This window comes from Pseudomonas simiae (assembly GCF_000934565.1).
GTDB classification, from domain to species: Bacteria; Pseudomonadota; Gammaproteobacteria; order Pseudomonadales; family Pseudomonadaceae; genus Aquipseudomonas; species Aquipseudomonas simiae.
Map to the genome: position 1 here is coordinate 2,538,209 of NZ_CP010896.1, position 26,153 is coordinate 2,564,361.

Below are 26,153 nucleotides of genomic sequence, written 5' to 3' on the forward strand. Positions count from 1 at the left end.
GCATCACGCCGGGAACAGCTCGCTCAGTTTCATGGCCAGCATCATGTCGCCTTCGGTGCGCAGCTTGCCGCCCATGAAGGCCTGCATGCCGTCGGTCTCGCCGCTGACGATACCTTTCATGGTTTCAGCGTCCATCACCAGGGTGACCTGGGCGTCTGGGTTTTCGCCTTCCAGCAATTCGCAGGTGTTGTTTTTCACCACCAGCGAGAAGTTCTGGGTGTCGTCGATACGGAAACCGAACACCAGGTCCAGGCCGTCAGCGGCGGCTGGGTTGAATTTGGCTTTCATTGCTTCTACAGCTTTGGCTACGTCAGTCATGGTTTCGATCCTTTAGGGTAGAGTCCAGTGACCTTGGGGTCACGGTTGGCCGCAGTTCATCGGAACGTGATGAGCTGCGGCGCCTTCAACAGTTGCAAGTGGGTATGACTGTTGAAGGAAGCCAGTGCCACCTCGCGACCGCGGAATTTCAGCTGGTTGAGCGAGGTGTTAACAATTTGCCAGTTCAGTTCGAAGGCCTGGGCGGCAGGCATTCGGGTAATCAGGTGGAGCAGGGCGGTGATGGTGCCGCCGGAGGTGAACACGGCGATCTTCTGCGCGTTGTCCGCCGCCTCGAGCATCCGTTGCAGGCCTCCCTGCACACGCTCCACGAAACCCAGCCAGCTTTCCAGCCCCGGTGGGTCATAGGTGCCGGCCAGCCAGCGCTCGATGATCAGGGCGAAGATACGCTGGAACTCGCTGCGGTTCTGCGCGGCATTGCGCAGAATTTCCAGGGCTTCAGGTTCGGTGGTCAGCAGGTCGGGGAGCAGGGCGCGGATGATTGCGTCGGCGTCGAATTCGTTGAAGGCGCTGTCGATTTCCAGCGCCGGCACCGGCAGGCCCAGGGCGCTGTACTGATCGAAGGCGGCGGTGGCGGTGTGCTGCTGGCGACGCAGATCGCCGGCCACACAGCGGTCGAACACCAGGCCCATGTCGGCCAAGTGGCGGCCGAGCACTTGTGCCTGTTCCACGCCGACGGGCGACAGGACGTCATAGTCGTCTGCACCGAAGGAGGCCTGGCCATGTCGAATCAGATAGATGCTGCCCACGTCCGTTTTCCCGGTACGTTGAAAGTCTGGCGAGGTTATGAGGATGCCTGCGAGCTGTCAATGAAAAAACATACGCTTGTTTTAAAAGCTCGTTGGAGGGCGCCTGGTGGCGGTTTGAGCACTGGCTCCCGGCAAGCCCCGTCGGTATGCTTGGGCAATCCGCGCCTGGCGCACCGCACCTGTAAGGAGAACTATGGATTTTCTGGCCGAATACGCGAGCTTTCTGGCGAAGACCGTGACCCTGGTGGTCGCTATTCTGGTGGTACTGATCAGTTTCGCGGCCCTGCGCAGCAAAGGGCGTCGCAAATCCGCCGGCCAGTTGCAGGTCAGCAAGCTCAATGACTTCTACAAGGGCCTGCGCGAGCGCCTGGAATCGACCCTGCTCGACAAGGACCAGCTCAAGGCCCTGCGTAAATCCGAAGGCAAGGCCGAAAAGAAGAAGGGCAAGCAGAAAGCCGAGGCCAAGCCACGGGTGTTTGTGCTGGATTTTGATGGCGACATCAAGGCCTCCGCCACTGAAAGCCTGCGCCATGAAATCACGGCCTTGCTGAGCCTGGCCACGCCGAAGGATGAAGTGGTGCTGCGCCTGGAAAGCGGCGGTGGCATGGTCCACAGCTACGGCCTGGCCTCATCGCAGCTGGCGCGTATCCGCCAGGCAGGGGTGCCGTTGACCGTGTGCATCGACAAGGTCGCAGCCAGCGGCGGCTACATGATGGCGTGCATTGGCGAGAAAATCATCAGTGCGCCGTTTGCCATCCTCGGCTCCATTGGCGTCGTGGCGCAGTTGCCCAACGTCAACCGCCTGCTGAAGAAGCACGACATCGACTTCGAAGTGCTGACCGCCGGTGAGTACAAGCGCACCCTCACGGTGTTTGGCGAAAACACTGAAAAGGGCCGCGAGAAGTTCCAGGAAGACCTGGACATCACTCACCAACTGTTCAAGAACTTCGTCTCGCGCTACCGCCCGCAGTTGGCGATTGATGACGTGGCGACCGGAGAAGTGTGGCTGGGTGTTGCAGCGCTCGACAAGCAATTGGTCGACGAACTGCAGACCAGCGACGAATACCTGGCCACCAAGGCCAAGACCGCCGAGGTGTTCCACCTGCATTATGCCGAGCGCAAGAGCTTGCAGGAGCGAGTTGGGCTGGCGGCCAGTGGCTCAGTGGACCGGGTGTTGCTGACCTGGTGGAGCCGGTTGACCCAGCAGCGCTTCTGGTAACCCGACCTCCAGAACGTAGACGACCCCCCCCCCCTGTGGGAGCGGGCTTGCCCGCGAATGCGATGTCTCAGTCAGTGCATCTGTTCCTGACACACCGCATTCGCGAGCAAGCCCGCTCCCACATTCAGTTCGGTGCCCGCAGGGGGAGTTGTTGTGGGGCTGAAGGTATCGGGTTACGCATCAACATCCCCACCACCAGCGCCCCCAGCAACCCGAATACGCCCGCCACCCACAACACCGCGCTGAACCCACCCACGAACGCCTGTCGCGCCAGCGGCTGCACCAGTGCGCGTGCCGACTCCGGCAACAAACCCATCGCTGCCGACATATCCCCGGCGACTACGCGTGAAGCAATGCCGTTAACCTGAGCCTGCCATTGTGCGCCGATGCTTGCGCTCAACAACTGCTCGCTATGACGGCTCAATAACGCCCCGTACACGCCGATCGCCAACATGATCGCGCTGAAGCGCATGGTGGTGCTCATGCCCGACGCCATACCGGCACGGTCTCGCGGCACACAGACCATGATGTTTTTCTGCGTGTCGCCATTGAGCAGACCTGCCCCGGCGCCTGTAACTGCAATCGCCAAGGCAAAAGGCAGGTAACCTCCCACGTTTACCGCCCAGGCACTCAAGAGGTTGCCACTGCCCACCAGTGTCAGGCCACCAGCCATCATCGTAGCGGGTGTCAATCGCCCCGCCAGGCGTGCGCCAATGCGTGGGCAGATCAACAGGGTCAGCGCAAACGGCAACATGCCCAGGCCCGAGTCAATCGCGGAGAACCCCAGGCCGTTCTGCAGGTAGAACGGCAACAAGGTCATCATCACTTGGGCGCAACCGGCGTAGGCAAACATCCCCAGCAAGGCTCCGATAAAGCGCGGGTGGCGGAACAGTTGCAGGTCGACCATGGGCCGCTGTTGCACACGCTCGACGAGGACAAATACACCCAGTAATGCCGCGCCGCCGATGAGCCGGGCGTAGGTCAACGGGTTGTCCCAGCCAATGCGATTGGCTTCGATCAGGCCCCACATCAGGCACAACAGGCTGGCGCTGAAGGCCAGGCTGCCCCAGGGGTCGAGCCGTGCCGACTGGGTATCGCGGGATTCCGGGATTGCACGCAGTACCAGCGCCATCAAGGCCAGGCCCACTGGCAGGTTCAGATAGAAAATCCAGCGCCAGCCCAGGTACTCGGTGATCAAGCCGCCCAGGGTCGGTGCGGCGGTCATGGCCACGCCCATGCAGGCGCCCCAGAAGGCCCAGGCTTTGGCCCGTTCCACATCGTCGTGGAAGGTGTGGCCGATGGTGGCGAGTGCCGAGGTCAACAGCAGGGCTGCGCCGACGCCTTTGATCGCGCGAGCGATGTCCAGAAACAACGCGTTGGGCGCGGCACCGCAGCCGAGGGACGCCAGGATAAAGATGCTCAGCCCCCAGACCAGGGTTTTCTTGCGGCCGAAGCGATCGGCGATGCTGCCGGCGGGTAACAACAGTGCGGCAAAGGCCAGCATGTAGGCGCTGACGACCCATTCGATGTCGGCAAAATTTGCTCCCAGATCACGGGCGATGCTGGGCAGTGTGACGGCGACGATGTTCGTGTCGAGCACGATCAGCGAACAGACGCCGGACGCCGTCAATAAGGTGAGGCGCGGACTGACTCGGCTCATGATTGAATTACCTTGCAGGCAATGCGGAAAAGACAGTTGACGGACATTGCAAAGGCTCTCTAGTGTTCAAGTGCCGTTAGCTTAATCTCGGCCGGCGACGTCTTTGTTAGCCGCCGTGAAGCACTTCATTACCTTTGAGCTAATCCTGTTATGGACATCCGTCATTTTCGCTACTTCCTGGCTGTAGCCCGCCAGCGCAACTTCACCCGGGCCGCCGAGCAGTTGGGCATTGCGCCACCGACGTTGAGCCGCCAGATCCAGGACATGGAAACGACGCTGGGTACGCGCTTGTTCGTCCGCCAGCAGCGCGAGGTCAGCTTGACCGAAGCCGGCGCCGCCTTGCTGATCGAAGCCGAAGCTACCGTGCGCCAGTTCGAGTTCGCCCAGCGCAATGCCCAGCGCGCTGGGCGTGGCGAGATCGGTCATATCCAATTGGGCTACGTGGCGTCGGCGGTGTATTCGGGGCTGTTGCAGCGGCAAATGCAGGCGTTCGTCCAGGCGTTTCCGGATGTGAGCGTGAATGTGCGCGAATGTGCGATGGCGACGTTGCCTGGCGCGGTGGCGGACGGGCGTGTCGATATTGGTTATATCCGCTCGCCCATGACCCTGCCTGAGGGTGTCGAGGCGGTGCGTCTGGACAGTGAGGGGTTTGTATTGGCGCTGCCGCAGGACTCGTGGCTGCTGGGCCTCAAGGCCATCGGTTGCGAGCACCTGCAAAACGAGACATTTATCTTGCCGGAGCAAATCAGTGGCACTTTGCAGGTGGCCGCGCAAGGCGGCTACGCGCCGCGCCTGGGGCCGCAACCCGGTGGATTGGTGGCGGTGGTGGCGCTGGTGTCACTCGGGCAGGGTGTGGCGGTGGTGCCGGCGTCAATGGTGGGGCATGTGAGTTTGCCTGGCGTGGTGTACCGCAGCATTCAGGGCAGTGACGCGTCGTCGTGGCTGTCGCTGATTCACCGGCGCTTCGAGCAAGCGCCGGCGGTGGCGCGGTATCTCCAGCAGATCAAGCAGACAGTCGCGGCTGTACCGAGTCGGCCAGGCGCGTAAGGATCAGGCAACACGACACGGCGCCGGCATCCAACACGCCAAGGGAGCGTTCGCCCAGGCGACTGGCGCGGCCGATCTTTGCCACCAGGTCCTTGGTCGAGTCGCGGCCCTGTGATGCGGCGGCTTTCATTGCGTCCAGTGCTTCGCTGAAGGAGGCCCCCGTGGCGTGTGCCTGCTCAAAGGCTTCGACCGCCGGTATCAAGGTGTCCATCAGGCACTTGTCGCCCACCCCCGCTTCGGTAATGTCCTGCAACGAGGTCAACCCGCCGCGCAGCAAATGAGCAAAAGTCGCGGCGTCGATGTCGTCGCTGTTGCGCACTTCATCGGCCATGCCGATAAACAGGCTGCCATACAGCGGGCCCATGGAACCGCCGATGCCCTCCATCAGGCTGAGGGTCAGCTCGTCGAGTGCTTCGGCCAGGGTCAGTTGGCGTCCTTCGAGGGTGCGCCCGCAATGGGCGAAGCCCTTGGCCATGTTGATGCCGTGGTCGCCATCGCCGATGGCGCCGTCGATTTCACTGAGGTATTCACGGTTGGCGACGATCACGCTGACCAGGTCGCTGACGATGGCGCCGCCGTCGCGGGTGGAAAAATACTGGCTCATGGTTCACTCCGCCTGGGTCATGCCGATGGAGCGGCAGGGTTGATCGATCAGGGTTGTAAGCTCGGCGTCGAGGCCGAGCAAGGTCAGGGTTACGCCCATCATTTCCAGGGACGTGAAGTAATTGCCCACATAGCAACGGTGAATCTTCAAACCTTTAGCCGTGAGCTGTTTTTCGACCTCAGCGTAGAAAATATACAGCTCCATGACCGGCGTGGCGCCCAGGCCCGAGACCAGCACCACCACGCTGTTGTCCTGGCTGAAGTCGCGGTCGGCAAGGATCGGCGCGAGCATGCGTTCGGCCATGGCGGCGGCCGGTTCGATCGGGATTACGTCGATGCCCGGTTCGCCATGATGGCCTATGCCGAGTTCCATCTGGCCGTCGGGAATCTGGAAGTTCGGCTTGCCCACTGCCGCAATGGTGCACGGCGTGAGGCCGATACCAATCGAGCGGCAGTGGTCGACGGTCTTCTGCGCGACCCGGATCACGCCGTTCAGGTCGTAATGCTGGGCGGCAGCGGCGCCACCGATCTTCCACATGAAGATTTCCCCGGCCACGCCACGGCGCTTGGCAATCTCGGCTTTGGGCGCGGACGCCACGTCATCGTTGGCGACCACGGTGCGGATACGCATGTCTTTGCTGGCGGCCATTTTCATTGCCAGCTTCACGTTCATGTTGTCGCCAGCGTAGTTACCGTAAAGGCAAGCCACACCTGCGCCATGGTCGGCTGCGCGAAACGCGTCGAAAAAACTCTTGGCAGTGGGCGAGGAGAAGATCTCGCCGACGGCCACCGCATCCACCAGTCCCGGGCCGACATAGCCGAGAAAGGCCGGTTCATGGCCCGACCCGCCCCCGGTGACAATGCCGACGCGGCCAGGCCCAGAAGGCTTGGCCTTGACGATGACGCGTGGGTTGGTCTCGTACTGGCGCAGTTCGGGGTGCGCGACCAGAATGCCGCGCAGCATGTCCTCGACCACCTGGTCCGGATCGTTGATGACTCGATTCATAACGCGGGTTCCTGTTCTTGTTGTTAACGGTAGGCGCAGAAGCGGTGGGTGCGCGGTCAGGGTTGCAGCACCACCTTCAGCGACTTATCGCCGCGCTCCATGACAGCGAACGCTTCCTTGAAATCCGCCAGCGCAAATGTGTGTGTCACGACGTCGCGCATGTCGATCTTGCGGTTGCCGATGAAATCGATGGCGCGCGGGTACATGTACGGTCCCAGGTGCGAGCCCAGCACGTCCAACTCCTTGCGGTCGCCAATGATCGACCAGTCCACGGTGGCCTCGTCATTGAACACGCTGAATTCGACGAAGCGGCCCAGCTTGCGCAGCATGGCCAGGCCCTGGTTCACCGCCTTGTGGTGCCCGGTGGCCTCGATGTAGATATCACACCCGTAGCCGTCGGTGATCTCGCGGATTTTCGCCAGCACGTCCTCCTCGGCCGGGTTCCAGACCTCGTCGGCGCCCATGCGCAGGGCGAGGGCGGCGCGCTCCGGCTTCATGTCCAGGACAATGAGCTTTTTCGGGTTGCGCATGCGCACCGCGCCGATGATCCCGAGGCCCAGGGTGCCAGCGCCGGCGACCACCACCACGTCGTCGAAATCCACATTGGCGCGTTCCGCGGCGTGCAGTGAGCATGCCAGTGGTTCGATCAGAATTGCTTCGTCCGGGGCGATAGAGTCCGGCACTTTGTGGATGATGCCTTCCTTGGTGAAGATCATGTACTGGGCCATGGCGCCCTGCACATTGTTCTGGAAGCCATACAGGTCGTGCTTCTGGCACATCCAGTATTGACCGTGGTTGCAGAAGCGGCAGCCCCAGCACGGCACGATTTGTTCGGAAATCACCCGGTCACCGACCTTCACCCCTCGTTTCTCTGCGCCTGGGCCCAAGGCAACCACGCGGCAGACGAATTCATGGCCGGGGATCATGGGCGGTTTCACGTAGCGGGGTTGTTCGGCGTCACCCCAGAACGACGGGGCGCCGCGATAGGTCTTGATGTCGCCCATGCAGATGCCGCACAACTCGACTTTGGTGAGGATTTCATCGGGGCCCGGCACGGGCACGTCGACGGTTTCCAGGCGGTAATCTTCCGGGCCATGGCAAACCACGGCCTGCATGGTTTTCGGGATGACCGGGGACAGTTGTTCAGGTGTGCGTTCGGTGACGGTGGACATGACAAAACCTCACGACAAGAAGATGAATTACTGAATGCTGTAGCCGCCGTCGATCACCATGTTGGCGCCGGTGATCATCTGTGCGGCATCGCTGAGCAAGTACAGCGCCAGCCCGGCGATTTCTTCCGGCTGGGCAAAGCGGCCCGCCGGGATCTGCAATTTGGCCTTTTCACCCACTTCGCCGGCCCAGGCTTTCTTGCCCAGGGCTGTCTCGACGATGGTCGGGGAGATGGCATTGACGTTGATCTGTGGGGCCCACTCCATGGCCAGTACCTTGGTCATGCCGACAATGGCGGCCTTGCTTGCGCAGTAGGCGACATGCCGGTCCAGGCCAATCACGGCGGCCTGGGAAGCGAGGTTGACAATGCGCCCGCTGCCTTGGGCGAGCATGTGCCGGGCGCAGGCCTGGGCCACGAAGAAGCTGGCCTTGAGGTTGATGTCCAGGGTGGTGTCCCAGGCGCTTTCGCTGACATCGACGGCCTTGTCCAGCAGCACCACGCCGGCGCTGTTGATCAAGTAATCCAGGCGTTGGAAGTGTGCGAAAACCGTATCGATGGTGTGTTGTATCTGGCCGATCTGACCGAGGTCGACGGCAATGCCCAGATGCCCGGCGCCCAGGCCGGCGGCTACCTCGACCACCGCGGGGTCACGGTCCAGCAGGGCCACGCGCGCGCCGCGTTCCACCAGCAGGCTGGCGCAGGCCAGGCCGATCCCGGCGGCGCCACCGGTAATCACCGCGCAATGGCCGGTCAGGTCGAAGGCTTGGTTCCAGAATCCAGACATGAATAACTCCATTTTCGAAAACGGTGGCGGTCCGATATGGGGGCGGTGGCTCCCCCACATTTGGCGCGCATTTACAGGTCAAAACCGTTATTTGCCGCCGCTGACTTGTTTGTACAGTGCATCGGCGTTGGCATTGGTGACCGGCACCCACGGCAGGATGTAGTTCTTGGCCGTGCCGTCACCCCATTTCACCTCCTTGGCATAGCGCTCCCAGATCACCGACTGCGGCTTGTAGTCCTTGCCGGCCAGTGCGCGCAGCGCCACGTCCAGCGCGCCCTGGGACTGTGCCTGGGCGTCTTGCAGGAAGGTGGTGACTTCGTCTTTTTTCGCCGCCTGGATCGCGTCGGGCATCCCATCGATAGAGGTGACGGGCACATCCTTGGAGGTCAGCCCGTGGGACTTCAGGGCCTGTACGGCGCCGAGGGCCATGTCATCGTTCTGCGCGATCACGCCGTTGATCCCTTTGGGGTGGGCGTTCAGCCAGTCTTCGGTCAGTGCGAGGGCCTGGGCGCGGTCCCAGTTGGCGGTCTTTTTCTCGATGATCTTGATGTCTGGGTGTTTGCCCAGCACTTCCAGTTCGCCTTTTTCCCGGTCGATCTGCGCCGACTGGCCAATCGGCCCCTGGATGATCACCACGTTGCCTTTGCCATTGAGCTTGTCGACCATGGCCTGGGCCTGCAGGCGGCCGCCCTCGACATCATCGTTACCCACATACGGCACGGAGGCATCGGCTACTTTCGTATTGGAGGCGATGACCACCACGTCGTTGCTCATGGCCGCCTTGACGGTGCCGACGCCGGCCTTGGTGTCGATCGGTACGAACAGGATGGCGTCGTAGCGTTGGGTCACCATGTTTTCGATCTGGTTGTTCTGGGTGAGGGCGTCGTAGTTGCCGTCGAACACGGTCAACTGCACGGTGCCGTCCTTGACCGCCGGGTGTTCCTTGAGCTCGCGGACCCAGTTCTGCATGAACTGGCCCTTGAGGCCGTAGACGGCTGCGCCGACCTTGTAGGTCTTGCCATCGGCGGCCATGGCGATACTGCAGGCGAGCAGGGAGAGGGCCGCTGTGGCGGCCAGGGTGGTACCAAGTTTCATGAGTAGAACTCCGGTTATTGTTGTAGGTCGTTCTCTAGCGTTTTTTCTTGCGCCACACGTCGATCAGTACTGCGAACACGATGATCAGGCCCTTGGCGACCTGTTGGTAATAAGAGGACACGCCGAGCAGGTTCAGCCCGTTGTTGATCACCCCGATCAACAGTGCGCCGAACAGCGTGCCGACAATGCTGCCGGTGCCGCCCGACAAGCTGGTGCCGCCGATCACCACGGCGGCAATCGCGTCCAGCTCATAGGAAACCCCGGCCTGGGGCAGGGCAGAGGTGGTACGGGCCGATAGCACCACGCCAGCCAGTCCGGCGAGCAGGCCCGAGACCACGTACACCGAAAACATCACCTTGCGCACGCCGATGCCTGAGGTGCGTGCGCTCTTTTCATTGCCGCCCACCGCGTACACATAGCGGCCGTAAGTCGTGTAACGCAGCACCATCCAGAAGATCAGTGCGACCACGGCAAAGATGATGATCGGCACGCCGATCGGGCCGATCTTGCCGATGCCCAGCGCCAGGTAGGCGTCGGGCAGGTCGGTGATCGGGCTGCCATCGTTGAGGATGAAGGTCATGCCGCGCGCAATGCTGAGCATGCCCAGGGTGGCCACGAACGGCGGGATCGATAGGTTCGCGACCATGAAGCCGTTCACCACGCCGAGCATCGCGCCTGCAAACATCCCGGCACTGACCGCTGCCAGCAGGCCATAACCCTGGGTCGCGACCATGGCGCTGCACAACCCGGCAAAGGCCAGGATCGAACCCACCGACAGGTCGATGCCCTTGGTCAGGATCACATAGGTCATGCCTACCGCGAGGATGCCGTTGATGGAGGTCTGGCGCAGGATGTCCATCCAGTTGCGCCAGGTCATGAAGTACTCGCTGGAGAACGCCATCACCACGCACAGCAGGATAAACACCAGCGGCAGGCCGAAACGGTCGAGGGACAGACGCAGGCGATTGCGCGGCGCGGCAGTAACGGGGGCTGTGATGGTTTTGGCATTCATGAGGCAAGTCTCAACAAGGCTTCCTGGGAAAGGGCGGTGTCGGTGCTGATGGTCACCAGCCGGCCGCCCTTGAATACGGCGATGCGATCGCTCAGGTGCAGCAGCTCCGGGGCTTCCGAAGACACCACAATGGCGGCGCCACCGCCGCGTACGAATTGGTCGAGCAGGTGGTAGATCTCCTGCTTGGCGCCTTCATCGATGCCGCGGGTCGGTTCGTCGCACAGCAGGCAGACCGGCTCGGTGGACAGGCATTTGGCGAGTACCACTTTCTGCTGGTTGCCGCCGCTCATGGACGCCACCGGTAATTCCAGGGACGTGGTCTTGATCTGCAGGCGCTTGACCATGTCCTCGGCCAGCTGGGTTTCCTTGCGCGCATTGATCAGCGACCAACTCGACAGGCGCTTGTAGGCCGACAGGGCAATGTTGGAAAGAATGCTGCCGGTGAGCACCAGGCCGCTGTCCTTGCGGTCTTCGGTGACCAGGGACATGCCGGCATTGATGGTCGCCTTAGGCAGTCCGATCGGCATGGGTTTGCCTTGCAAGGTGACGCTGCCGGAGTCCGCGACCGTGAGGCCGTAGATGCAGTTGAGAAACTCGCTGCGCCCCGAGCCCATCAAGCCATAGATGCCGAGGATTTCGCCTTGGCGCAGTTGCAGGCTGATGTCGTGGAACTCCCCGGCGCGGCTCAGGTTGTCGACTTGCAGGCAGGTGTTGGCAGCGCATTCGCGGCCGACCTTGTGGTCGATGCGGGTCAGTTCCTGGCCGACGATGCCGCGTACCAGATGGTCGCGATCAATGTCCGCCATGCGCCCGCTTTCAACAAAGGCGCCGTCGCGGAAGATGCTGTAGTCGTCGGCGATCTGCGCCAGTTCGCTCAGGCGGTGCGACACATAGACGATGCCGGCGCCCTGGGCAGTCAGGCGGCGGATGGCCTTGAACAGGGTTTGCGCCTCGTGTTCGCCGATGGCCGAAGTGGGTTCGTCCATGATCATCACCTGGCAGTCATGGCTGAAGGCCTTGGCGATTTCCACCAGTTGGATCTGCGCGACGCTCAAGCGGTGCATCGGGCTGGTGGCATCGACGTCGAACTCAAGGCTGTCGAGCAATTCGCGGGTGCGACGGTTAAGGGCCTTATTGTCGACGATGCAACCGGCGCGGCGTGGTTCGCGTCCCAGCCAGATGTTCTCGGCGACTGTCATGTAGGGGATAGGTTCCAGCTCCTGGGTGATCATCGCGATCCCCGCTGCCAGCGCTTCACTCGGGCGGTTGAACTGCACCGGCGCGCCGTTGAGCAGAATGCTGCCGGCGTCACGCTGGGTGATGCCCATCAGGATGCTCAGAAATGTCGATTTGCCCGCGCCATTGCCGCCGCACAGGGCGTGGACGCTGCCGGCCCGCAGAGAGAGGCGCCCGTCACGCAAGGCAGGGACCCCGGCGTAAGCCTTGGCGACGTGTTCAGCCTGGAGCAGTAATGGCCTGGCCATTGGCGTGTCCTCGTGCTGTGAATTCTTATTAGGTCGCACAGTCATGTTTCGCTGTGAGCATATGTGTATCAAATGAAATTCTGATCAGTCAATCTCTTTCATGTAAAAGCCATAATTCTGATCTTGTGCGTGAATAACGCCTATTTAGGCGCCATTGACTGGCGAGTCAGTTAAATCATGCTTGACAGTGAGGGGTGGTTGACCGCGAAATGTGTGAGCATAATTTCACTGACTGATCATATGATCGGTCATAAACACGATCACGGCAGTGGAGCCAGACGCCATGAACACACCTTTCCCGGTGGCTATCGGATGCGATGAAGCGGGTTTTGAGCTCAAAGAGCTGTTGAAGCGCCATATCGAGGCGCTGGGTTACCCGGTGACCGACTTCGGCACCCATTCCACCGCGCCCGTGCTTTACCCGGACATCGCCCTGGCCGTGGCCAACGCGATCAATGCCGGGCAGCAGCGGCTGGGTGTGTTGGTGTGTGGCACCGGGATTGGCATGGCCATTTCCGCCAACAAGGTGTTGGGCATTCGCGCGGCCCAGGCCCACGACACCTATTCGGCGGAGCGGGCGCGCAAGAGCAACGATGCGCAAATCCTGTCCATCGGTGCGCGGGTGATCGGTGCGGAGCTGGCCAAAAGCATCGTCAAATCGTTTCTGGAGTCGGAGTTTGAGTCGGCGCGTTCCGGCGCCAAGGTCGAGCGTATCAATGCGATCGAGCGCGACGGGCATCAGTAGTGGACTAAACGGGGCAAGAGTCGGGAGAATGCGCCTTTGACGCCGAAACGGAAGCCCGTCCCCATGAGTGACAGTACCCAGCGCATTGCCAGCGATATCGATCAGATGACCGAAGTGGCGATGCTCTATTACCTCGAGAACGTCACTCAGGAAGCCATCGCCAAGCGCTTCGATCTGTCGCGGGCAAAGGTCAGCCGCCTGCTTAAGCGTGCGCGCGATGAAGGGATTGTCGAGGTGCGCGTGCTGCAGCATCCGGCGATGAACAATGAGCTGGAGCGCGCGTTGGTGGAGCGCTTCAAGCTGGATCGCGCATTGATCGCCGTCGACCACAGTGAGCCTGACACCCAGCGCTCGGCCGTCGCCAGCCTGGTGGCCAACTACCTGAACAAGACGTTGAGCGATGGCATGATTGTCGCGGTGGGCATGGGGCGCAACGTCGGGGCCGTGGCCGACAACGTGTTCTTGCCGGTGACACGCAATTGCACATTTGTCTGCGCCATCGGTGGTTCGCTCAAGGCCGGCGAATACATGAACCCCGACCATATCTGTCGGCGCCTGGCGCTGCGCTTCGGGGGGGAGAGTGAAAGCTTGTATGCTCCGGCCCTGGTGGCGAACCCGGAATTGCGCGGGGTGCTGATCAATAACGACACCGTGCGCTCGACGCTGGATCGGGCGCGGCGTGCGGATATTGCGTTGATCGGTATTGGCGACATGAGCGAAAACAGCAATATGGTGCGCATGGGGTGGTTTTCACCGCAGGAAATCGCCCAGGCGCGTTTGTCCGGCACTGTCGGCGACATGATGGGGTATGACTTTATCGACATTCACGGCCAGCCTGCGGTCAACGCCATACAGGGCAGGGTGATTGGGTTGACGGTGCCGGAGTTGTTTCGCATCCCGGATGTGGTGGCGATTGCCAGCGAGAACACCAAGGCGGCGGCGACCCTGGGGGCGTTGCGGTCGGGGGTGATCAATACGCTGGCCACGACGGTGACCAATGCGCACACCATTCTGGCGTTGGACGACGCTACCCGAAAATCCTGACGCCTGCAGGGGGGTACAGATTTAGTAATAGTTTCGCGCTGTAGGAAATTTGTGTTTCAGATGTAGGATTCAAGTCCTTTTGCTATTTCAGGACTTGCATGAACACCCTCTCGGAGCCCCCCAGTCGTCTTTCCCCAAGACTTACGCTGCCGCTGTTCCCTCTGAAGCACCCCGTATTCCGACTGCTAACCTTGTACCGGTCCACTGACCGCGCCTTGCCGTGCCCGGCATTCTGAAAATCGATGACTGAAGAGACTCAATAAATGGAATGGTTAGCGGATCCAACGGCCTGGCTCGGCCTGTTGACCTTGATTGTGCTGGAACTGGTGCTGGGCATCGACAACCTGGTGTTTATCGCGATCCTGGCGGACAAGTTGCCACCGGAGCAGCGTGACCGCGCGCGGTTGATCGGCTTGTCCCTGGCGCTGCTGATGCGTCTGGGCCTGTTGGCGAGTATTTCCTGGCTGGTGACCCTGACCCAGCCGTTGTTCGAGGTGTTCGACAAGAGCTTCTCGGGCCGTGACCTGATCATGCTGTTTGGTGGTGTGTTCCTGCTGTTCAAGGCCACCATGGAATTGCACGAGCGCCTGGAAGGCCATGTGGCCCAGCGTACCGGCAATGTCGCCTACGCGATGTTCTGGCCGATCGTGGCGCAGATCGTGGTGCTGGATGCGGTGTTCTCCCTGGATGCGGTGATTACCGCCGTGGGCATGGTGGACGAGTTGGCGGTGATGATGATCGCGGTGATCGTGTCCATCGGCCTCATGATCGTGGCAAGCAAGCCGCTGACCCGCTTCGTCAATGCGCACCCGACAGTGATCATGCTGTGCCTGGGTTTCTTGATGATGATCGGTTTCGCCCTGACCGCCGAAGGCCTGGGTTTCCATATTCCAAAGGGCTACCTGTACGCGGCGATTGGTTTCTCGATCCTGATCGAAGTGTTCAACCAGATCGCCCGTTCACGTCGCAAGAAATCGGCCCAAGGCGTGCTGCCGGTGCGTGAGCGCACGGCCCATGCCGTGATGCGCTTGTTGGGTGGTCGCAGCCTGGCCGTGGAAGAAGTGGGTGAAGAGGTCGCTGACCTGCTGGGCGAGCCGGATGCCGCGCAAGGTCCGCTATTTGACCGACGTGAGCGCGTGATGATCAGCGGTGTGCTGCAGCTGGCCGAACGCCCGATCCGCACGTTGATGACCCCGCGGGCCAAGGTCGACTGCATCGATCTGGCGGACGATCCTGACAGTATTCGCTTGAAGCTGATGCATTCGTCCTACTCACGGCTGCCATTGATCCGCAACGGCGCCGTCGATGAGCCGCTGGGCTTCGTGCACAAGAAGGAATTGCTCAAGGAATACCTGGCCGGCAACGAGCCGAACCTGGAGCACCTGGCACGCCGGGCGATCAATTTGCTGGACAGTTTCTCGATCCTCAATGCCCTGGAGCAAATGCGCCAGGAGTCGACCCATATCGCGTTCGTGATCAACGAGTTCGGTGATTTCATGGGGGTGTTGAGCATGACCGATATCCTGGAGTCCATCGCGGGTGAGTTGCCGGATGCCAGCGAAATCGAGGGCCCGGATATCGTCGAAGAGGGCGATGGCTTCCGCGCCAATGGCGCCTTGAACCTTAACCTGGTTCGCCAGCGCACCGGCTTCAGGGCGACTGCGACCGAGGATTACCAGACATTGGCCGGCCTGGTCATGAGCCTGCTCGACCGCCTTCCGGTAGTGGGCGATAGCCTGGAACATGAGGGCTGGCGCCTGACGGTCGCGGCGGTGGAGGAGCGGCGGGTGACGCAAGTTTGCCTGGCGCCTTTGCCTAGGGCGTAACGGCGGGTAGTTGGGTGTACTGCTTGAAGGCACTTTTCAGCGCTTGCTCGCCAAGGCCGGGAAGGGCTTCGAGCAGTCTCTGGTTGTGGTAGATCAGCAGCATCGGGATGCGGTCGACACTTGGGTGTCGTGGGGTGTCGAGGCAATCAAGGATCAAGATTTTGACGTGGTCCTTGTAGTGTTCGCTGATGCGCATGAAGCGTGGCAGTGCGTCACTGCACGCCGTGCAGTCATGTGACATAAACACCACAAAAACGGGCTGCGCCGTCTCCAGTTCGCGCTCAAACGCAGCCTTGTCCGCAATCACGGCATTTACATAGTTCATCGACATTCCCCTCCAGGCATGGCTCACGCTAAGGCGGGAAGGTGTTCGGGTCTACTGTCAACCTTCACAGGTCGCCGTTACGCTCCACCCGTTCACGCGCCTTGCGTGCCTGGCTCGCACATTTCTTGTATTCCAGATTGTCTCGTGAGGCCTTTGCCTGGCGGTAGCCATGGTGGTTCTGACTGGTGTAGTTGGTGCTCAAGGCGTCATTGAGCTTGCGCAGTTCCGCTTTGCATTCGCGACGGTCGTTGTTGGCCGAGGCACTGCCGGCCGTCAGGAAAGCGAGCAAAACCAGGGTGAGACGGAGCTTCATCAGGGCGGGGTCCTTGTCGGCAGAGATGCGCCAAGGCTAGTCCAGTGTGGGGATTTTTCCAGGCTGCATGCGCACTGCAACGGTGCGCGGCAAAGTCGTTGTGGCGCACTCGATTGTGGCCTGTCACCGGCATTTGGGGCCTTGGGTAGCAACGTGATTCCAGATGCTGGCGTAACGCCTTGCTGCTCATGAATAGTCATCTGACTGATTTATAACAAATTTATATGCGTCATATTTTTCTGTTACCGCGTGTGGCACACTTTCTGCTGTCTATTCCGTTGTTACATACTAAGTTCCGGTATAGCGGAATACACAACTCCTGGAGTGCTTGTCATGCATCACCGACCTTCCGTGTTTAAAGCGTGTGTTTTTCTCTTCGCCGCATCGGCTTCCCTCGCCAGCATCGTGCAGGCGGCGGACAGCAAGCTCGATGATGTGCTCAAGCGTGGGCACTTGATCGTGGGTACAGGCAGTACCAATGCGCCGTGGCACTTCCAGGGAGCGGATGGCAAGTTGCAGGGGTTTGATATCGACATCGGCCGTATCGTGGCCAAGGGCTTGTTCAACGATCCGAGCAAGGTCGAGTTCGTGGTGCAGTCGTCTGACGCCCGGATTCCCAACCTGCTGACCGACAAGGTCGACATGAGTTGCCAGTTCATTACCGTTACCGCCAGCCGTGCCCAGCAGGTCGCCTTCACCCTGCCGTACTACCGCGAAGGCGTGGGCCTGCTGCTGCCGAACAACAGCAAGTACAAAGAGATTGAAGACCTGCAGGCCGCCGGCGACGGCGTCACCGTGGCTGTGCTGCAAAACGTCTACGCCGAAGAGTTGGTGCACCAGGCGCTGCCCAAGGCCAAGGTCGACCAGTACGACAGCGTCGACCTGATGTACCAGGCTGTGAACTCCGGTCGCGCCGATGCCGCCGCTACCGACCAGTCCTCGGTCAAGTACCTGATGGTGCAGAACCCAGGCCGCTATCGCAGCCCGGCCTACGCCTGGAGCCCGCAGACCTATGCGTGCGCCGTCAAGCGTGGCGACCAGGACTGGCTGAACTTCGTCAACACCGCGCTGCATGAAGCCATGACCGGTGTGGAGTTCCCGACCTACAAGGCCTCGTTCAAGCAATGGTTCGGTGTAGACCTGCCGGAACCCGCGATCGGCTTCCCGGTTGAGTTCAAGTAAATCGAAAACCTGGGGCGCCGCTGACGGCGCCTCAATCAGGTACTGCTGACCATGAACTATCAGTTGAACTTTGCCGCCGTATGGCGCGACTTCCCCAGCTTGCTGGCGGGGCTCGGCCTGGGCCTTGAGCTGGCGCTGCTGTCGATTGCCATCGGCTGTGTGATCGGCCTGATGATGGCGTTTGCCATGCTGTCCAAGCACCGTGCGTTGCGCGTCTTCGCCTCGGTGTATGTGACGGTGGTGCGCAATACGCCGATTCTCGTGCTGATCCTGTTGATCTACTTTGCGTTGCCCAGCCTCGGGATTCGTCTGGATAAGATCCCTTCGTTCATCATCACCCTATCGTTGTACGCCGGTGCCTACCTGACCGAAGTCTTCCGCGCCGGGCTGTTGAACATTCCCAAAGGGTTGCGGGAAGCCGGGCTGGCCATCGGTCTAGGGGAGTGGCGTATCCGCGCCTACATCACCGTGCCGGTGATGCTGCGCAACGTGCTGCCTGCGCTGTCGAACAACTTCATTTCGCTGTTCAAAGACACTTCGCTCGCCGCCGCCATCGCCGTGCCGGAGCTGACCTACTACGCCCGCAAGATCAACGTCGAAAGCTACCGGGTGATTGAAACCTGGCTGGTCACGACCGCGCTCTACGTGGCTGCCTGTTACCTCATTGCCATGCTGCTCCGTTACCTGGAACAGCGTCTGGCGATCCGTCGTTAAGCGAGGTTTCCATGTACGAATCCCCCAGCTGGCTACATGAGTTGTGGATCGCCCGGGAGACCCTCTGGGCGGGCTTTCAAGCCAGCGTTTATGTGTCCGCGTTGGCGATTATCTTTGGCACCCTGATCGGCATCGTCGCCGGGTTGATCCTGACCTACGGCAAGTTCTGGATGCGTGCGCCGTTTCGGCTGTATGTCGACTTGATCCGTGGTACGCCGGTGTTTGTACTGGTGCTGGCGTGTTTCTACATGCTGCCGGCGCTCGGTTGGCAGATCACCGCGTTCCAGGCCGGTGCAGTCGGGTTGACGTTGTTCTGCGGCTCCCACGTCTCGGAGATCGTGCGCGGTGCGCTGCAAGCCATTCCCCGTGGGCAACTGGAAGCGGGCAAGGCGATCGGCCTGACGTTTTACCAGTCCCTGGGCTACGTGTTGCTGCCCCAGGCGCTGCGCCAGATCTTGCCGACCTGGGTCAACTCTTCCACGGAAATCGTCAAGGCTTCGACCCTGCTGTCGGTGATCGGCGTGGCCGAGTTGCTGCTCAGTACCCAGCAAGTGATCGCGCGCACCTTCATGACCCTGGAGTTCTACCTGTTCGCAGGCTTTATGTTCTTTGTCATCAACTACGCCATCGAGTTATTCGGGCGCTACATTGAAAAGCGGGTGGCCTTGCCATGAACCAACCTCACACCAACCAACCGCTGCTGAACATCCGTGGCCTGCGTAAGCAATATGGCCAGGTGGAAGTGCTCAAGGGCGTCGACCTGTCCATGCAGCGCGGCAACGTGGTGACCTTGATCGGCTCCAGCGGCTCGGGCAAGACCACGCTGTTGCGTTGCGTCAACCTGCTGGAAGAGTTCCAGGGCGGGCAGATCACCCTGGATGGCGAGTCCATCGGCTACAGCGAAATCGCCGGCAAGCGCGTGCGCCACCCTGAGCGGGTGATTGCCCAGCACCGTGCGATGACTGGCATGGCGTTCCAGCAATTCAACCTGTTTCCGCATCTGACTGCGCTGCAGAACGTCACCCTGGGCTTATTGAAAGTTAAGAAAATGCCTAAGGACGAGGCGGTGGCTTTGGCAGAAAAATGGCTGGACCGCGTAGGACTTCTAGAGCGTCGTAACCACTTCCCGGGTCAATTGTCCGGCGGCCAGCAGCAGCGTGTAGCGATTGCCCGCGCCATTGCCATGAACCCCAGCCTGATGCTGTTCGACGAAGTCACCTCGGCCCTCGACCCGGAGCTGGTGGGCGAAGTACTCAGTGTGATCAAAGGCCTGGCGGAAGAGGGCATGACCATGTTGCTGGTCACTCACGAAATGCGCTTTGCCTATGAAGTCTCGGACAAGATCGTTTTTATGAACCAGGGCCGCATTGAAGAGCAGGGCACCTCGAAGGACATCTTCGAACGCCCGCAATCGCCGCGCCTGGCGGAATTTCTCAAGAACATTCGTTTTTAATCAGGAGCATATTGTTATGAGCATCACTCGTTACGGTGCCGGCAGCACAGCCGGCGGTGGCCAACCTCGTCCTTTCGCCCGCGCGGTGGAAGCAGACGGTTGGTTGTACGTCTCAGGCCAAGTGCCTGCGGTGGACGGCGAAATCATCACCGGCGGCATCATCGAACAAACCCGCCAGACCATGCGTAACGTGGTGGCGATCCTCGAAGAAGCCGGCTACGAGCTCAAAGATGTCGTGCGCGTCGGCGTGTGGCTGGAAGACCCGCGGGACTTCTGGAGCTTCAACAAGGTGTTCGGCGAGTACTTCACCCCGGAACACGCCCCGGCGCGGGCCTGTGTGCAGGCGAACATGATGGTCGACTGCAAGGTGGAGATCGATTGCGTGGCGTACAAGAAAAAAGGCTAAATGCCTGGATCCTGACGTCGCTACAAATCCAATGTGGGAGCGGGCGGGCTCGCGAATGCGGTGTATCAGTAAATGCATCTGTCGCTGAGCCACCGCATTCGCGAGCAAGCCCGCTCCCACAGGGGGTATGTGTTGATAGCAACATTCTGACCGGACCGAAACCGCCATGACCGAAGACACCATCAAACGCCGCGCCAAAGGCCTGGACCGTGCATTCGATATCCTCGATTTCCTCAAGGAAATCGGCCAGCCCCTGCGCCCGAATGATATTGCCAGCGGCATCGGCAGTCCCAAGTCCACCGTGTACGAATTGGTCGCGTCCCTGCTTGAACGGCGCATTCTGGAAACGGTGGGCAAGGACGGTCACGTCTACCTCGGCCGTCAGCTGTATTTCCTCGGCCAGGCGCACCTGCGCCATTTCGACCTGACCCGCGAGGCCGACCATGCCCTGCAGGAGATCGTCAGCCAGACCCACGAAACCGCGCAGATGTGCCTGCTCAACGGGCGCAAATACACGGTGGCGCTGATGCGCGAGGGCGAGCGGCATTTTCGTATTTCCTCGGACATCGGCGAAAACGCACCGATTCCGTGGACCGCGTCCGGGCGCCTGTTGCTGGGGCACTTGAGCGACCAGCAGATCATCGACCTGATCGATCACGACGATTTCATCCTGCCGGACGGCCAGCGCCTGCCGCTGGATACCTTCCTGGCGCAAATCCGTCAGGCCACCCTCGATGGCTTCTTTTCCTTCGACAGCGTGGCCGACACCTTTACCCACTGCTTTGCCGCCCCGGTGCGGGATGCGCAAGGCGTCAGCATTGCGACCTTGTGCATCGTCGCTCCACGGGCCGATGCCATCAAACACTACAACGACTATCGCCGGGTGTTGATCGACAGCGCCAACAATCTGGCCCGGCGTATCAACGAATAGGAGTTTTCCATGTCTGCCATCAATGCCGTTGAAAAGGGCGCCGCCGCCGTCGGGGCCCACCTGGTCCGTGACGTCAGCCTGCCTGCCCTGGTGCTGCACCGTGACGCCCTGGAGCACAACATCCGCTGGATGCAGGACTTTGTCAGCAACAGCGGTGCCGAGCTGGCACCCCATGGCAAGACCAGCATGATGCCGGCGTTGTTCCAGCGTCAGATCGAGGCGGGTGCCTGGGGTATCACCCTGGCCAACGCGGTGCAGACCCGCGCCGCCTATGCCGGTGGCGTGCGCCGTGTGCTGATGGCCAACCAACTGGTGGGCGCGCCGAACATGGCGCTGATCGCCGACCTGCTGGCCGACAAGGATTTCGACTTCCATTGCATGGTTGATCACCCGGATAACGTCGCCGACCTGGGCCTGTTCTTCGCCGCCCGTGGCCTGCGCCTGAACGTGATGATCGAATACGGTGTGGTCGGTGGCCGTTGCGGGTGCCGCACCGAGCAGGAAGTGCGCGACCTGGCCAGGGCGATCAAGGCGCAGCCGGCCCTGGCCCTCACCGGTATCGAAGGGTACGAAGGCGTGATCCACGGCGAGCACGCCATCAGCGGCATCCGCGACTTCGCCGCCAGCCTGGTGCGCCTGGCGGTGGACCTGCAGAACAACGGCTCTTTCGACCTGCCCAAGCCCATCGTCACCGCGTCGGGCTCGGCCTGGTACGACCTGATTGCCGAGTCGTTTGAGCAGCAGAACGCCGCCGGCCGCTTCCTCAGCGTATTGCGCCCCGGCAGCTACGTGGCCCATGACCACGGTATCTATAAAGAAGCGCAATGCTGTGTGCTCGACCGTCGCAGCGACCTCAACGAAGGCCTGCGCCCAGCCCTGGAAGTCTGGGCCCATGTGCAATCTTTGCCGGAGCCAGGCTTCGCCGTGATCGCCCTGGGCAAGCGCGACGTGGCCTACGACGCCGGTCTGCCGGTGCCGCTCAAACGCTACAAGGCCGGTATTCTTCCAGCTGAAGGCGATGATGTGACTGCGTGCAAAGTCACTGCCGTGATGGACCAGCACGCGTTCATGACCGTGGCGCCAGGGGTTGAGCTGCGCATTGGCGACATCATTTCGTTCGGCACCTCCCACCCTTGCCTCACGTTCGATAAGTGGCAGGTCGGCTGCCTGGTTGATGAGCAATTGCAGGTGATCGAATCCCTGGAAACCCGATTCTGAGTGTAAAGCCATGACCCGTTTGTCTCCGCGCATCGCCCTCATCGGCGAATGCATGATCGAACTGCAACACCGCGCTGACGGCAGCCTGCACCAGAGTTTCGGTGGCGACACCTTGAACACGGCGGTGTACCTGCGCCGTGAGCTGGGTGAAACCGGCAGCGTGGATTACGTCACCGCCCTGGGCGATGACAGCTTCAGTGATGCCATGTGCAAGCAATGGAAAGATGAAGGCCTGGGCCTGGGCAGGGTCCAGCGCCTGCCCGGACGCCTGCCGGGTTTGTACTGCATCCAGACCGACGCCAATGGCGAGCGCAAATTCCTTTACTGGCGCAACGAAGCCGCCGTGCGCGACTGCTTCACCACGCCTGCCGCCGAACCGATCCTGGCCGCTTTGCCGGACTACGACGTGGTGTATTTCAGCGGTATTACCCTGGCGGTATTGGGTGATATCGGCCGCGAGCGCTTGCTGCAAACTCTGGTCGAGACCCGTCGTCGAGGGGGCAAGGTGGTGTTTGACAACAACTATCGGCCGCGTCTCTGGGCCGGTATTGACGCGGCGCGCACTGCGTATCACCGCGTATTGGCCGAGGTGGATATCGCCTTGCTGACCGAGGACGACGAACGCGCGCTGTTTGGTTATGCCGACAGTGAGCAGGTGTTCGCGGCGTATCCTGGCATTGACGAGGTGGTGCTCAAGCGTGGGGCAGATGACTGTCTGATCCGCTGGGCGGGGGAGCGCTTTGCGGTGCCGGCGGTGAAGGTCGAAAAGGTTGTCGATACGACGGCGGCGGGGGATTCATTCAGCGCGGCGTACTTGGCCAGTCGGCTCAAGGGCAGCTCGCCGGAGCAGGCTGCATTGGCCGGGCATCGGTTGGCAAGCCGGGTCATCCAGGTGCCCGGCGCACTCATTCCCCGCGTGTACACCAAACCCGTGTGGTGAGCGGGCTTGCCTCGCGCTGGGCAAGCCTGCTCACCACAAAAAGCCGGTTTGACACCCGATTCATCAGTCGCGGTAGAACACCTGCACCAAGTGATAGCCGAACTTGCTCTTGATCGGTCCGTGAACCACCTTCACCGGCTTCTTGAAGATCACCGCATCAATCGCCCCCACCATCTGCCCGGGTCGCACTTCACCCAGGTCGCCGCCACGCTTGCCGGATGGGCAGGTGGAGTACTTCTTGGCCAGCACATCGAACGCTTCGCCCTTGGCTATGCGCTGCTTGAGTTGTTCGGCTTCTTCACTGGTTTTCACCAGAATGTGACGGGCTTGGGCTTTCATTGATCTCTACCAGGTGTGCGACGGCGCGCGATTATGCCTGAACTCATTCTTCGACGCTGATCATGCTGCGGATTTTCGTGGCCAGCAGGTCGATGGAAAACGGTTTGGCCACCATGTCCATGCCGTCCTCCAGGAACCCCTGGCGCTCGGCGGCTTTCTCGGCGTAACCCGTCATGAACAACACGCGCAAGCCAGGGCGATACTGGCGGGCGATCTCTGCCAGTTGCCTGCCGTTCATGCCCGGCAGGCCTACATCGGTCACCAGCAAGTCGACACGTAAATCCGACTCCAGCAGCGGCAACGCCGTCCGGGCATCCGCCGCCTGATGTGCGGTGTAGCCCAGCTCGTCGAGCACATTGACCACCAGCATGCGTACCGCGGGGTCGTCCTCGACCACCACCACCGCTTCACCCGCCAGGGCCACCGGCGCTTCACTCAAGTGCGGCGGCAGGCTGCTTTCCAGCGCGGTGCCGTACAGGCGAGGCAGGTACAGGCGCACGCACGTGCCCTGGCCCGGCTCGCTCTGGATCGTCACATGACCGCCGGACTGCTGGGCAAACCCGTAGATCATCGACAAACCCAGGCCGGTGCCTTGGCCAATGGGCTTGGTGGTGAAGAACGGGTCGAACGCCTTGGCAAGGATTTTCGGCGCCATGCCGGTGCCGTTGTCGCACACGCCGAGCATCACGTAGTCGCCGGCCTTGACCGGTTCGAGGGTGGTGATGTCGGTGCCATCCAGGTAGCTGTTGGCGGTTTCGATCAGCAGTTCGCCGCCATCGGGCATGGCGTCGCGGGCGTTGATCACTAGGTTGAGCAGGGCGTTTTCCAGTTGGCTGGCATCGGTGTTTACCGGCCAGATGTCGTGGCCCAGTTTCACCTTGAGCGTGATGTGCGCGCCTTTGGTGCGGCGGAACAAGTCCTCCAGGGAGGCGACCAATTGGTTCGGATCCAGCGGGCGCCGGTCCAGCGACTGACGGCGGGAGAACGCCAGCAAGCGGTGGGTGAGGGCGGCCGCGCGATGAGCGGAGGACACGGCGGCATCGGTAAAACGGCCGATTTCGTCACTGCGCCCGGCAGCGATGTAGCGCTGCATCAGGTCCAGGCTGCCGATGATGCCGGTGAGCATGTTGTTGAAGTCATGGGCGATGCCGCCAGTGAGCTGGCCCACGGCTTCCATCTTTTGCGCATGGCGCAGGGCGTCTTCGGCGCGCTCGCGTTCGAACATCTCGTTTTGCAGGCGCTGGTTGGCTTCGGCCAGGGCCTGGGTGCGCTGGGCCACGCGCTCTTCAAGGTTTTCGTTGAGGTGGCGCAAGGCTTCTTCGGTGAGTTTGCGTTCGGTCTCATCGATCACAAAGATGTAGAAACCGTTCACCGAGCCGTCATTGCTGAAACGCGGCAGGTACTTCATCAAGGCGTGGCGGGGGCGGCCGTCGCGGTGGGGGGTGATGGTCATGAAGCTGCAGGCCTTGCCCTTGAGCGCGGCGGCGATCTTGTCTTCACGTCCGGCATACACCTCGTCGCCGAGCACTTCACGGATGGTCTTGCCGTATAGCTCCTGGGGCGTCATGCCGTACCACTCCAGGTACGCGCTGTTGTTCAGGCGGAAACGCTGTTCATGGTCGACATACCCGATCAGCACCGGCATGGCGTTGATGATCAACTGCAGCTCGGTCTGGCTCTGGCGCAGGGCTTGCTCGGTGTGTTTGCGCTCGGTGAGGTCCAGTGCGGCCCCGAGGAAGCGCGCCGGACGGCCTTGATGATCTTTGTAGCAACGGCCACGGGCAAACACCCAGCGTACCTGGCCGTCCGCTAGCAACAGGCGGTATTCCTCGGCGTATTCGGTGCCGAAAGTGATGCAGTGCTTGATGCTGCCCGCCACCATGCCGCGGTCTTCCGGGTGCACGCCGTGCAGGTAGTCGCTGATCGGCAACAGGCGCGCATCGCTGGGGTCGACGCCGTGCAGGTAGGCAAAGTGCGCGTCGGCGATAAAGCGGTCTTCGCCGATGTCCCAGTCCCAGGTGCCCACCGCGTCGGTCGCCGCCAGGGCGAGCTGCAGGCGTTGTTCGGTGTTGTGCTGGGCCTTGCGGCGTTCGTTGGTTTCGATGGCGGTGACCAGGATGCCGGCCACACGGGTGCTTTCATCGCGGATAGGGCTGTAGGTCAGGTCCAGCCAGATTTCCATGTCGCGATTGTTGCGCTGCAGCACGAAGCGCTGCTCGCTGAAGGTGCGTACCTGGCCACTCAGCACGGCGTCGTAGACCGGTGCGGTAAAGCTTTCCAGCTCCGGCCATGTCTGGTGCGCGGGCTGGCCCATGGCGGCGGGGTGTTTGTTGCCGGCCAACTGGGCAAAGCCGTCGTTGTAGAGTTGCGTGAGTTGGTCGCCCCACAGCAGGAGCATGGGCATTGGCGAGTGGACAACGATGTCCACGGCGGTGCGCAGGCTTTGCGGCCAATCGTTGGCCTCACCGAGCGGGCTTTGTGCCCAGTCCAGCCGCGCAATCAATGCGGCGGCTTCGCTGACGGTGGATGTTCCCTTCATGTTAAAGCCCTG

General features: G+C 61.3%; 27 protein-coding genes. 13 read left to right on the forward strand and 14 right to left on the reverse strand.

Annotated features, from left to right (window positions below; translation table 11 throughout):
- Positions 1-3: 3 nt before the first annotated feature.
- Both PF1751_RS11455 and PF1751_RS11460 read right to left on the reverse strand, forming a co-directional pair.
- Complete coding sequence (locus PF1751_RS11455) at positions 4-318, reverse strand: SCP2 sterol-binding domain-containing protein (protein WP_010210990.1); 315 nt, start codon at positions 316-318, stop codon at positions 4-6.
- A 56-nt stretch (positions 319-374) separates the two neighbouring features.
- The gene (locus PF1751_RS11460) at positions 375-1,085 is read right to left on the reverse strand and encodes a histidine phosphatase family protein (RefSeq protein WP_010210989.1); all 711 of its coding nucleotides are present in this window, start codon (positions 1,083-1,085) and stop codon (positions 375-377) included.
- A gap of 193 nt (positions 1,086-1,278) precedes the next feature.
- On the opposite strand from PF1751_RS11460, the gene sohB reads away from it, so the two are divergent.
- Entirely contained in the window at positions 1,279-2,304 is a 1,026-nt protein-coding gene (gene sohB / locus PF1751_RS11465) for a protease SohB (protein ID WP_010210988.1), read from the forward strand.
- 124 nt (positions 2,305-2,428) lie between these two features.
- Here sohB and PF1751_RS11470 read toward each other — a convergent pair whose 3' ends face one another.
- Positions 2,429-3,964 (reverse strand): MFS transporter, encoded by a 1,536-nt coding sequence (locus tag PF1751_RS11470; RefSeq protein ID WP_044287037.1) that lies wholly within the window; start codon positions 3,962-3,964, stop codon positions 2,429-2,431.
- Between the two features lie 150 nt (positions 3,965-4,114).
- On the opposite strand from PF1751_RS11470, the gene PF1751_RS11475 reads away from it, so the two are divergent.
- Positions 4,115-5,011 (forward strand): LysR family transcriptional regulator, encoded by an 897-nt coding sequence (locus PF1751_RS11475; RefSeq protein ID WP_044287038.1) that lies wholly within the window; start codon positions 4,115-4,117, stop codon positions 5,009-5,011.
- On the opposite strand, the gene dhaL is transcribed toward PF1751_RS11475, so the two are convergent.
- The 7 genes from dhaL to PF1751_RS11510 form a co-directional block, all read right to left on the reverse strand.
- Entirely contained in the window at positions 4,968-5,615 is a 648-nt protein-coding gene (gene dhaL, locus PF1751_RS11480; protein WP_010210985.1) for a dihydroxyacetone kinase subunit DhaL, read from the reverse strand. The genes PF1751_RS11475 and dhaL overlap by 44 nt on opposite strands.
- Positions 5,616-5,618: 3 nt before the next feature.
- Entirely contained in the window at positions 5,619-6,620 is a 1,002-nt protein-coding gene (locus tag PF1751_RS11485) for a dihydroxyacetone kinase subunit DhaK (protein ID WP_044287039.1), read from the reverse strand.
- A gap of 56 nt (positions 6,621-6,676) precedes the next feature.
- Entirely contained in the window at positions 6,677-7,792 is a 1,116-nt protein-coding gene (locus PF1751_RS11490) for an erythritol/L-threitol dehydrogenase (protein WP_010210982.1), read from the reverse strand.
- Between the two features lie 27 nt (positions 7,793-7,819).
- Positions 7,820-8,575 (reverse strand): SDR family oxidoreductase, encoded by a 756-nt coding sequence (locus tag PF1751_RS11495; RefSeq protein WP_010210979.1) that lies wholly within the window; start codon positions 8,573-8,575, stop codon positions 7,820-7,822.
- 87 nt (positions 8,576-8,662) lie between these two features.
- A complete protein-coding gene (locus PF1751_RS11500) occupies positions 8,663-9,670 on the reverse strand; it encodes a substrate-binding domain-containing protein (protein ID WP_010210978.1) in 1,008 nt (335 codons plus the stop codon).
- Between the two features lie 34 nt (positions 9,671-9,704).
- Complete coding sequence (locus PF1751_RS11505; RefSeq protein WP_010210977.1) at positions 9,705-10,682, reverse strand: ABC transporter permease; 978 nt, start codon at positions 10,680-10,682, stop codon at positions 9,705-9,707.
- Complete coding sequence (locus tag PF1751_RS11510) at positions 10,679-12,166, reverse strand: sugar ABC transporter ATP-binding protein (protein ID WP_010210976.1); 1,488 nt, start codon at positions 12,164-12,166, stop codon at positions 10,679-10,681. The genes PF1751_RS11505 and PF1751_RS11510 overlap by 4 nt, the downstream gene beginning before the upstream one ends.
- Before the next feature lie 283 nt (positions 12,167-12,449).
- Between PF1751_RS11510 and rpiB the strand changes: the two genes are divergently transcribed.
- From rpiB to PF1751_RS11525, 3 genes are all read left to right on the forward strand, one after another.
- Positions 12,450-12,911, forward strand: coding sequence for a ribose 5-phosphate isomerase B (rpiB, locus tag PF1751_RS11515; RefSeq protein WP_010210973.1), 462 nt, complete (start codon positions 12,450-12,452; stop codon positions 12,909-12,911).
- Positions 12,912-12,974: 63 nt separating this feature from the next.
- The gene (locus PF1751_RS11520; RefSeq protein WP_010210972.1) at positions 12,975-13,955 is read left to right on the forward strand and encodes a sugar-binding transcriptional regulator; all 981 of its coding nucleotides are present in this window, start codon (positions 12,975-12,977) and stop codon (positions 13,953-13,955) included.
- Positions 13,956-14,218: 263 nt separating this feature from the next.
- Positions 14,219-15,781 (forward strand): TerC family protein, encoded by a 1,563-nt coding sequence (locus PF1751_RS11525; protein ID WP_044287040.1) that lies wholly within the window; start codon positions 14,219-14,221, stop codon positions 15,779-15,781.
- Here PF1751_RS11525 and PF1751_RS11530 read toward each other — a convergent pair.
- Both PF1751_RS11530 and PF1751_RS11535 read right to left on the reverse strand, forming a co-directional pair.
- Entirely contained in the window at positions 15,771-16,106 is a 336-nt protein-coding gene (locus PF1751_RS11530; RefSeq protein ID WP_044287041.1) for a thioredoxin family protein, read from the reverse strand. The genes PF1751_RS11525 and PF1751_RS11530 overlap by 11 nt on opposite strands.
- 64 nt (positions 16,107-16,170) lie before the next feature.
- A complete protein-coding gene (locus tag PF1751_RS11535) occupies positions 16,171-16,419 on the reverse strand; it encodes a hypothetical protein (protein WP_010210966.1) in 249 nt (82 codons plus the stop codon).
- Positions 16,420-16,752: 333 nt separating this feature from the next.
- Here PF1751_RS11535 and PF1751_RS11540 point away from each other — a divergent pair, with 333 nt between their 5' ends.
- From PF1751_RS11540 to PF1751_RS11575, 8 genes are all read left to right on the forward strand, one after another.
- Positions 16,753-17,601, forward strand: coding sequence for a transporter substrate-binding domain-containing protein (locus tag PF1751_RS11540; protein WP_010210965.1), 849 nt, complete (start codon positions 16,753-16,755; stop codon positions 17,599-17,601).
- A gap of 51 nt (positions 17,602-17,652) precedes the next feature.
- Entirely contained in the window at positions 17,653-18,315 is a 663-nt protein-coding gene (locus PF1751_RS11545; protein WP_010210962.1) for an amino acid ABC transporter permease, read from the forward strand.
- Positions 18,316-18,326: 11 nt separating this feature from the next.
- Positions 18,327-18,989 (forward strand): amino acid ABC transporter permease, encoded by a 663-nt coding sequence (locus tag PF1751_RS11550; RefSeq protein ID WP_010210961.1) that lies wholly within the window; start codon positions 18,327-18,329, stop codon positions 18,987-18,989.
- The gene (locus PF1751_RS11555) at positions 18,986-19,768 is read left to right on the forward strand and encodes an amino acid ABC transporter ATP-binding protein (RefSeq protein WP_010210959.1); all 783 of its coding nucleotides are present in this window, start codon (positions 18,986-18,988) and stop codon (positions 19,766-19,768) included. Before PF1751_RS11550 ends, PF1751_RS11555 begins: the two co-directional genes overlap by 4 nt.
- A gap of 16 nt (positions 19,769-19,784) precedes the next feature.
- Positions 19,785-20,174 carry a RidA family protein gene (locus PF1751_RS11560; protein WP_010210958.1) on the forward strand — a complete coding sequence of 130 codons (390 nt, stop codon included), beginning with the start codon at positions 19,785-19,787 and terminating at the stop codon, positions 20,172-20,174.
- Between the two features lie 166 nt (positions 20,175-20,340).
- A complete protein-coding gene (locus PF1751_RS11565; protein WP_010210956.1) occupies positions 20,341-21,105 on the forward strand; it encodes an IclR family transcriptional regulator in 765 nt (254 codons plus the stop codon).
- Positions 21,106-21,114: 9 nt separating this feature from the next.
- Entirely contained in the window at positions 21,115-22,323 is a 1,209-nt protein-coding gene (locus PF1751_RS11570) for an amino acid deaminase (RefSeq protein ID WP_010210955.1), read from the forward strand.
- A 10-nt stretch (positions 22,324-22,333) separates the two neighbouring features.
- Positions 22,334-23,263, forward strand: coding sequence for a sugar kinase (locus PF1751_RS11575; RefSeq protein WP_044287042.1), 930 nt, complete (start codon positions 22,334-22,336; stop codon positions 23,261-23,263).
- A gap of 63 nt (positions 23,264-23,326) precedes the next feature.
- Here PF1751_RS11575 and PF1751_RS11580 read toward each other — a convergent pair whose 3' ends face one another.
- Entirely contained in the window at positions 23,327-23,602 is a 276-nt protein-coding gene (locus tag PF1751_RS11580) for a peptidylprolyl isomerase (protein ID WP_003174397.1), read from the reverse strand.
- Positions 23,603-23,645: 43 nt separating this feature from the next.
- Positions 23,646-26,141 (reverse strand): PAS domain-containing hybrid sensor histidine kinase/response regulator, encoded by a 2,496-nt coding sequence (locus PF1751_RS11585; RefSeq protein WP_010210950.1) that lies wholly within the window; start codon positions 26,139-26,141, stop codon positions 23,646-23,648.
- Positions 26,142-26,153 lie beyond the last annotated feature (12 nt).

Excerpts from the sequence above, each read along its gene's own strand:
- PF1751_RS11560 (WP_010210958.1), top strand. The coding sequence starts at position 19,785 with ATGAGCATCACTCGTTACGGTGCCGGCAGCACAGCCGGCGGTGGCCAA.
- PF1751_RS11505 (WP_010210977.1), bottom strand. The coding sequence starts at position 10,682 with ATGAATGCCAAAACCATCACAGCCCCCGTTACTGCCGCGCCGCGCAAT.
- PF1751_RS11500 (WP_010210978.1), bottom strand. The coding sequence starts at position 9,670 with ATGAAACTTGGTACCACCCTGGCCGCCACAGCGGCCCTCTCCCTGCTC.
- PF1751_RS11580 (WP_003174397.1), bottom strand. The coding sequence starts at position 23,602 with ATGAAAGCCCAAGCCCGTCACATTCTGGTGAAAACCAGTGAAGAAGCC.
- PF1751_RS11540 (WP_010210965.1), top strand. The coding sequence starts at position 16,753 with ATGCATCACCGACCTTCCGTGTTTAAAGCGTGTGTTTTTCTCTTCGCC.
- sohB (WP_010210988.1), top strand. The coding sequence starts at position 1,279 with ATGGATTTTCTGGCCGAATACGCGAGCTTTCTGGCGAAGACCGTGACC.
- dhaL (WP_010210985.1), bottom strand. The coding sequence starts at position 5,615 with ATGAGCCAGTATTTTTCCACCCGCGACGGCGGCGCCATCGTCAGCGAC.
- PF1751_RS11485 (WP_044287039.1), bottom strand. The coding sequence starts at position 6,620 with ATGAATCGAGTCATCAACGATCCGGACCAGGTGGTCGAGGACATGCTG.
- PF1751_RS11555 (WP_010210959.1), top strand. The coding sequence starts at position 18,986 with ATGAACCAACCTCACACCAACCAACCGCTGCTGAACATCCGTGGCCTG.
- rpiB (WP_010210973.1), top strand. The coding sequence starts at position 12,450 with ATGAACACACCTTTCCCGGTGGCTATCGGATGCGATGAAGCGGGTTTT.
- PF1751_RS11535 (WP_010210966.1), bottom strand. The coding sequence starts at position 16,419 with ATGAAGCTCCGTCTCACCCTGGTTTTGCTCGCTTTCCTGACGGCCGGC.
- PF1751_RS11565 (WP_010210956.1), top strand. The coding sequence starts at position 20,341 with ATGACCGAAGACACCATCAAACGCCGCGCCAAAGGCCTGGACCGTGCA.
- PF1751_RS11470 (WP_044287037.1), bottom strand. The coding sequence starts at position 3,964 with ATGAGCCGAGTCAGTCCGCGCCTCACCTTATTGACGGCGTCCGGCGTC.
- PF1751_RS11530 (WP_044287041.1), bottom strand. The coding sequence starts at position 16,106 with ATGAACTATGTAAATGCCGTGATTGCGGACAAGGCTGCGTTTGAGCGC.
- PF1751_RS11525 (WP_044287040.1), top strand. The coding sequence starts at position 14,219 with ATGGAATGGTTAGCGGATCCAACGGCCTGGCTCGGCCTGTTGACCTTG.
- PF1751_RS11520 (WP_010210972.1), top strand. The coding sequence starts at position 12,975 with ATGAGTGACAGTACCCAGCGCATTGCCAGCGATATCGATCAGATGACC.
- PF1751_RS11475 (WP_044287038.1), top strand. The coding sequence starts at position 4,115 with ATGGACATCCGTCATTTTCGCTACTTCCTGGCTGTAGCCCGCCAGCGC.
- PF1751_RS11455 (WP_010210990.1), bottom strand. The coding sequence starts at position 318 with ATGACTGACGTAGCCAAAGCTGTAGAAGCAATGAAAGCCAAATTCAAC.
- PF1751_RS11545 (WP_010210962.1), top strand. The coding sequence starts at position 17,653 with ATGAACTATCAGTTGAACTTTGCCGCCGTATGGCGCGACTTCCCCAGC.
- PF1751_RS11570 (WP_010210955.1), top strand. The coding sequence starts at position 21,115 with ATGTCTGCCATCAATGCCGTTGAAAAGGGCGCCGCCGCCGTCGGGGCC.
- PF1751_RS11490 (WP_010210982.1), bottom strand. The coding sequence starts at position 7,792 with ATGTCCACCGTCACCGAACGCACACCTGAACAACTGTCCCCGGTCATC.
- PF1751_RS11550 (WP_010210961.1), top strand. The coding sequence starts at position 18,327 with ATGTACGAATCCCCCAGCTGGCTACATGAGTTGTGGATCGCCCGGGAG.
- PF1751_RS11585 (WP_010210950.1), bottom strand. The coding sequence starts at position 26,141 with ATGAAGGGAACATCCACCGTCAGCGAAGCCGCCGCATTGATTGCGCGG.
- PF1751_RS11575 (WP_044287042.1), top strand. The coding sequence starts at position 22,334 with ATGACCCGTTTGTCTCCGCGCATCGCCCTCATCGGCGAATGCATGATC.
- PF1751_RS11510 (WP_010210976.1), bottom strand. The coding sequence starts at position 12,166 with ATGGCCAGGCCATTACTGCTCCAGGCTGAACACGTCGCCAAGGCTTAC.
- PF1751_RS11495 (WP_010210979.1), bottom strand. The coding sequence starts at position 8,575 with ATGTCTGGATTCTGGAACCAAGCCTTCGACCTGACCGGCCATTGCGCG.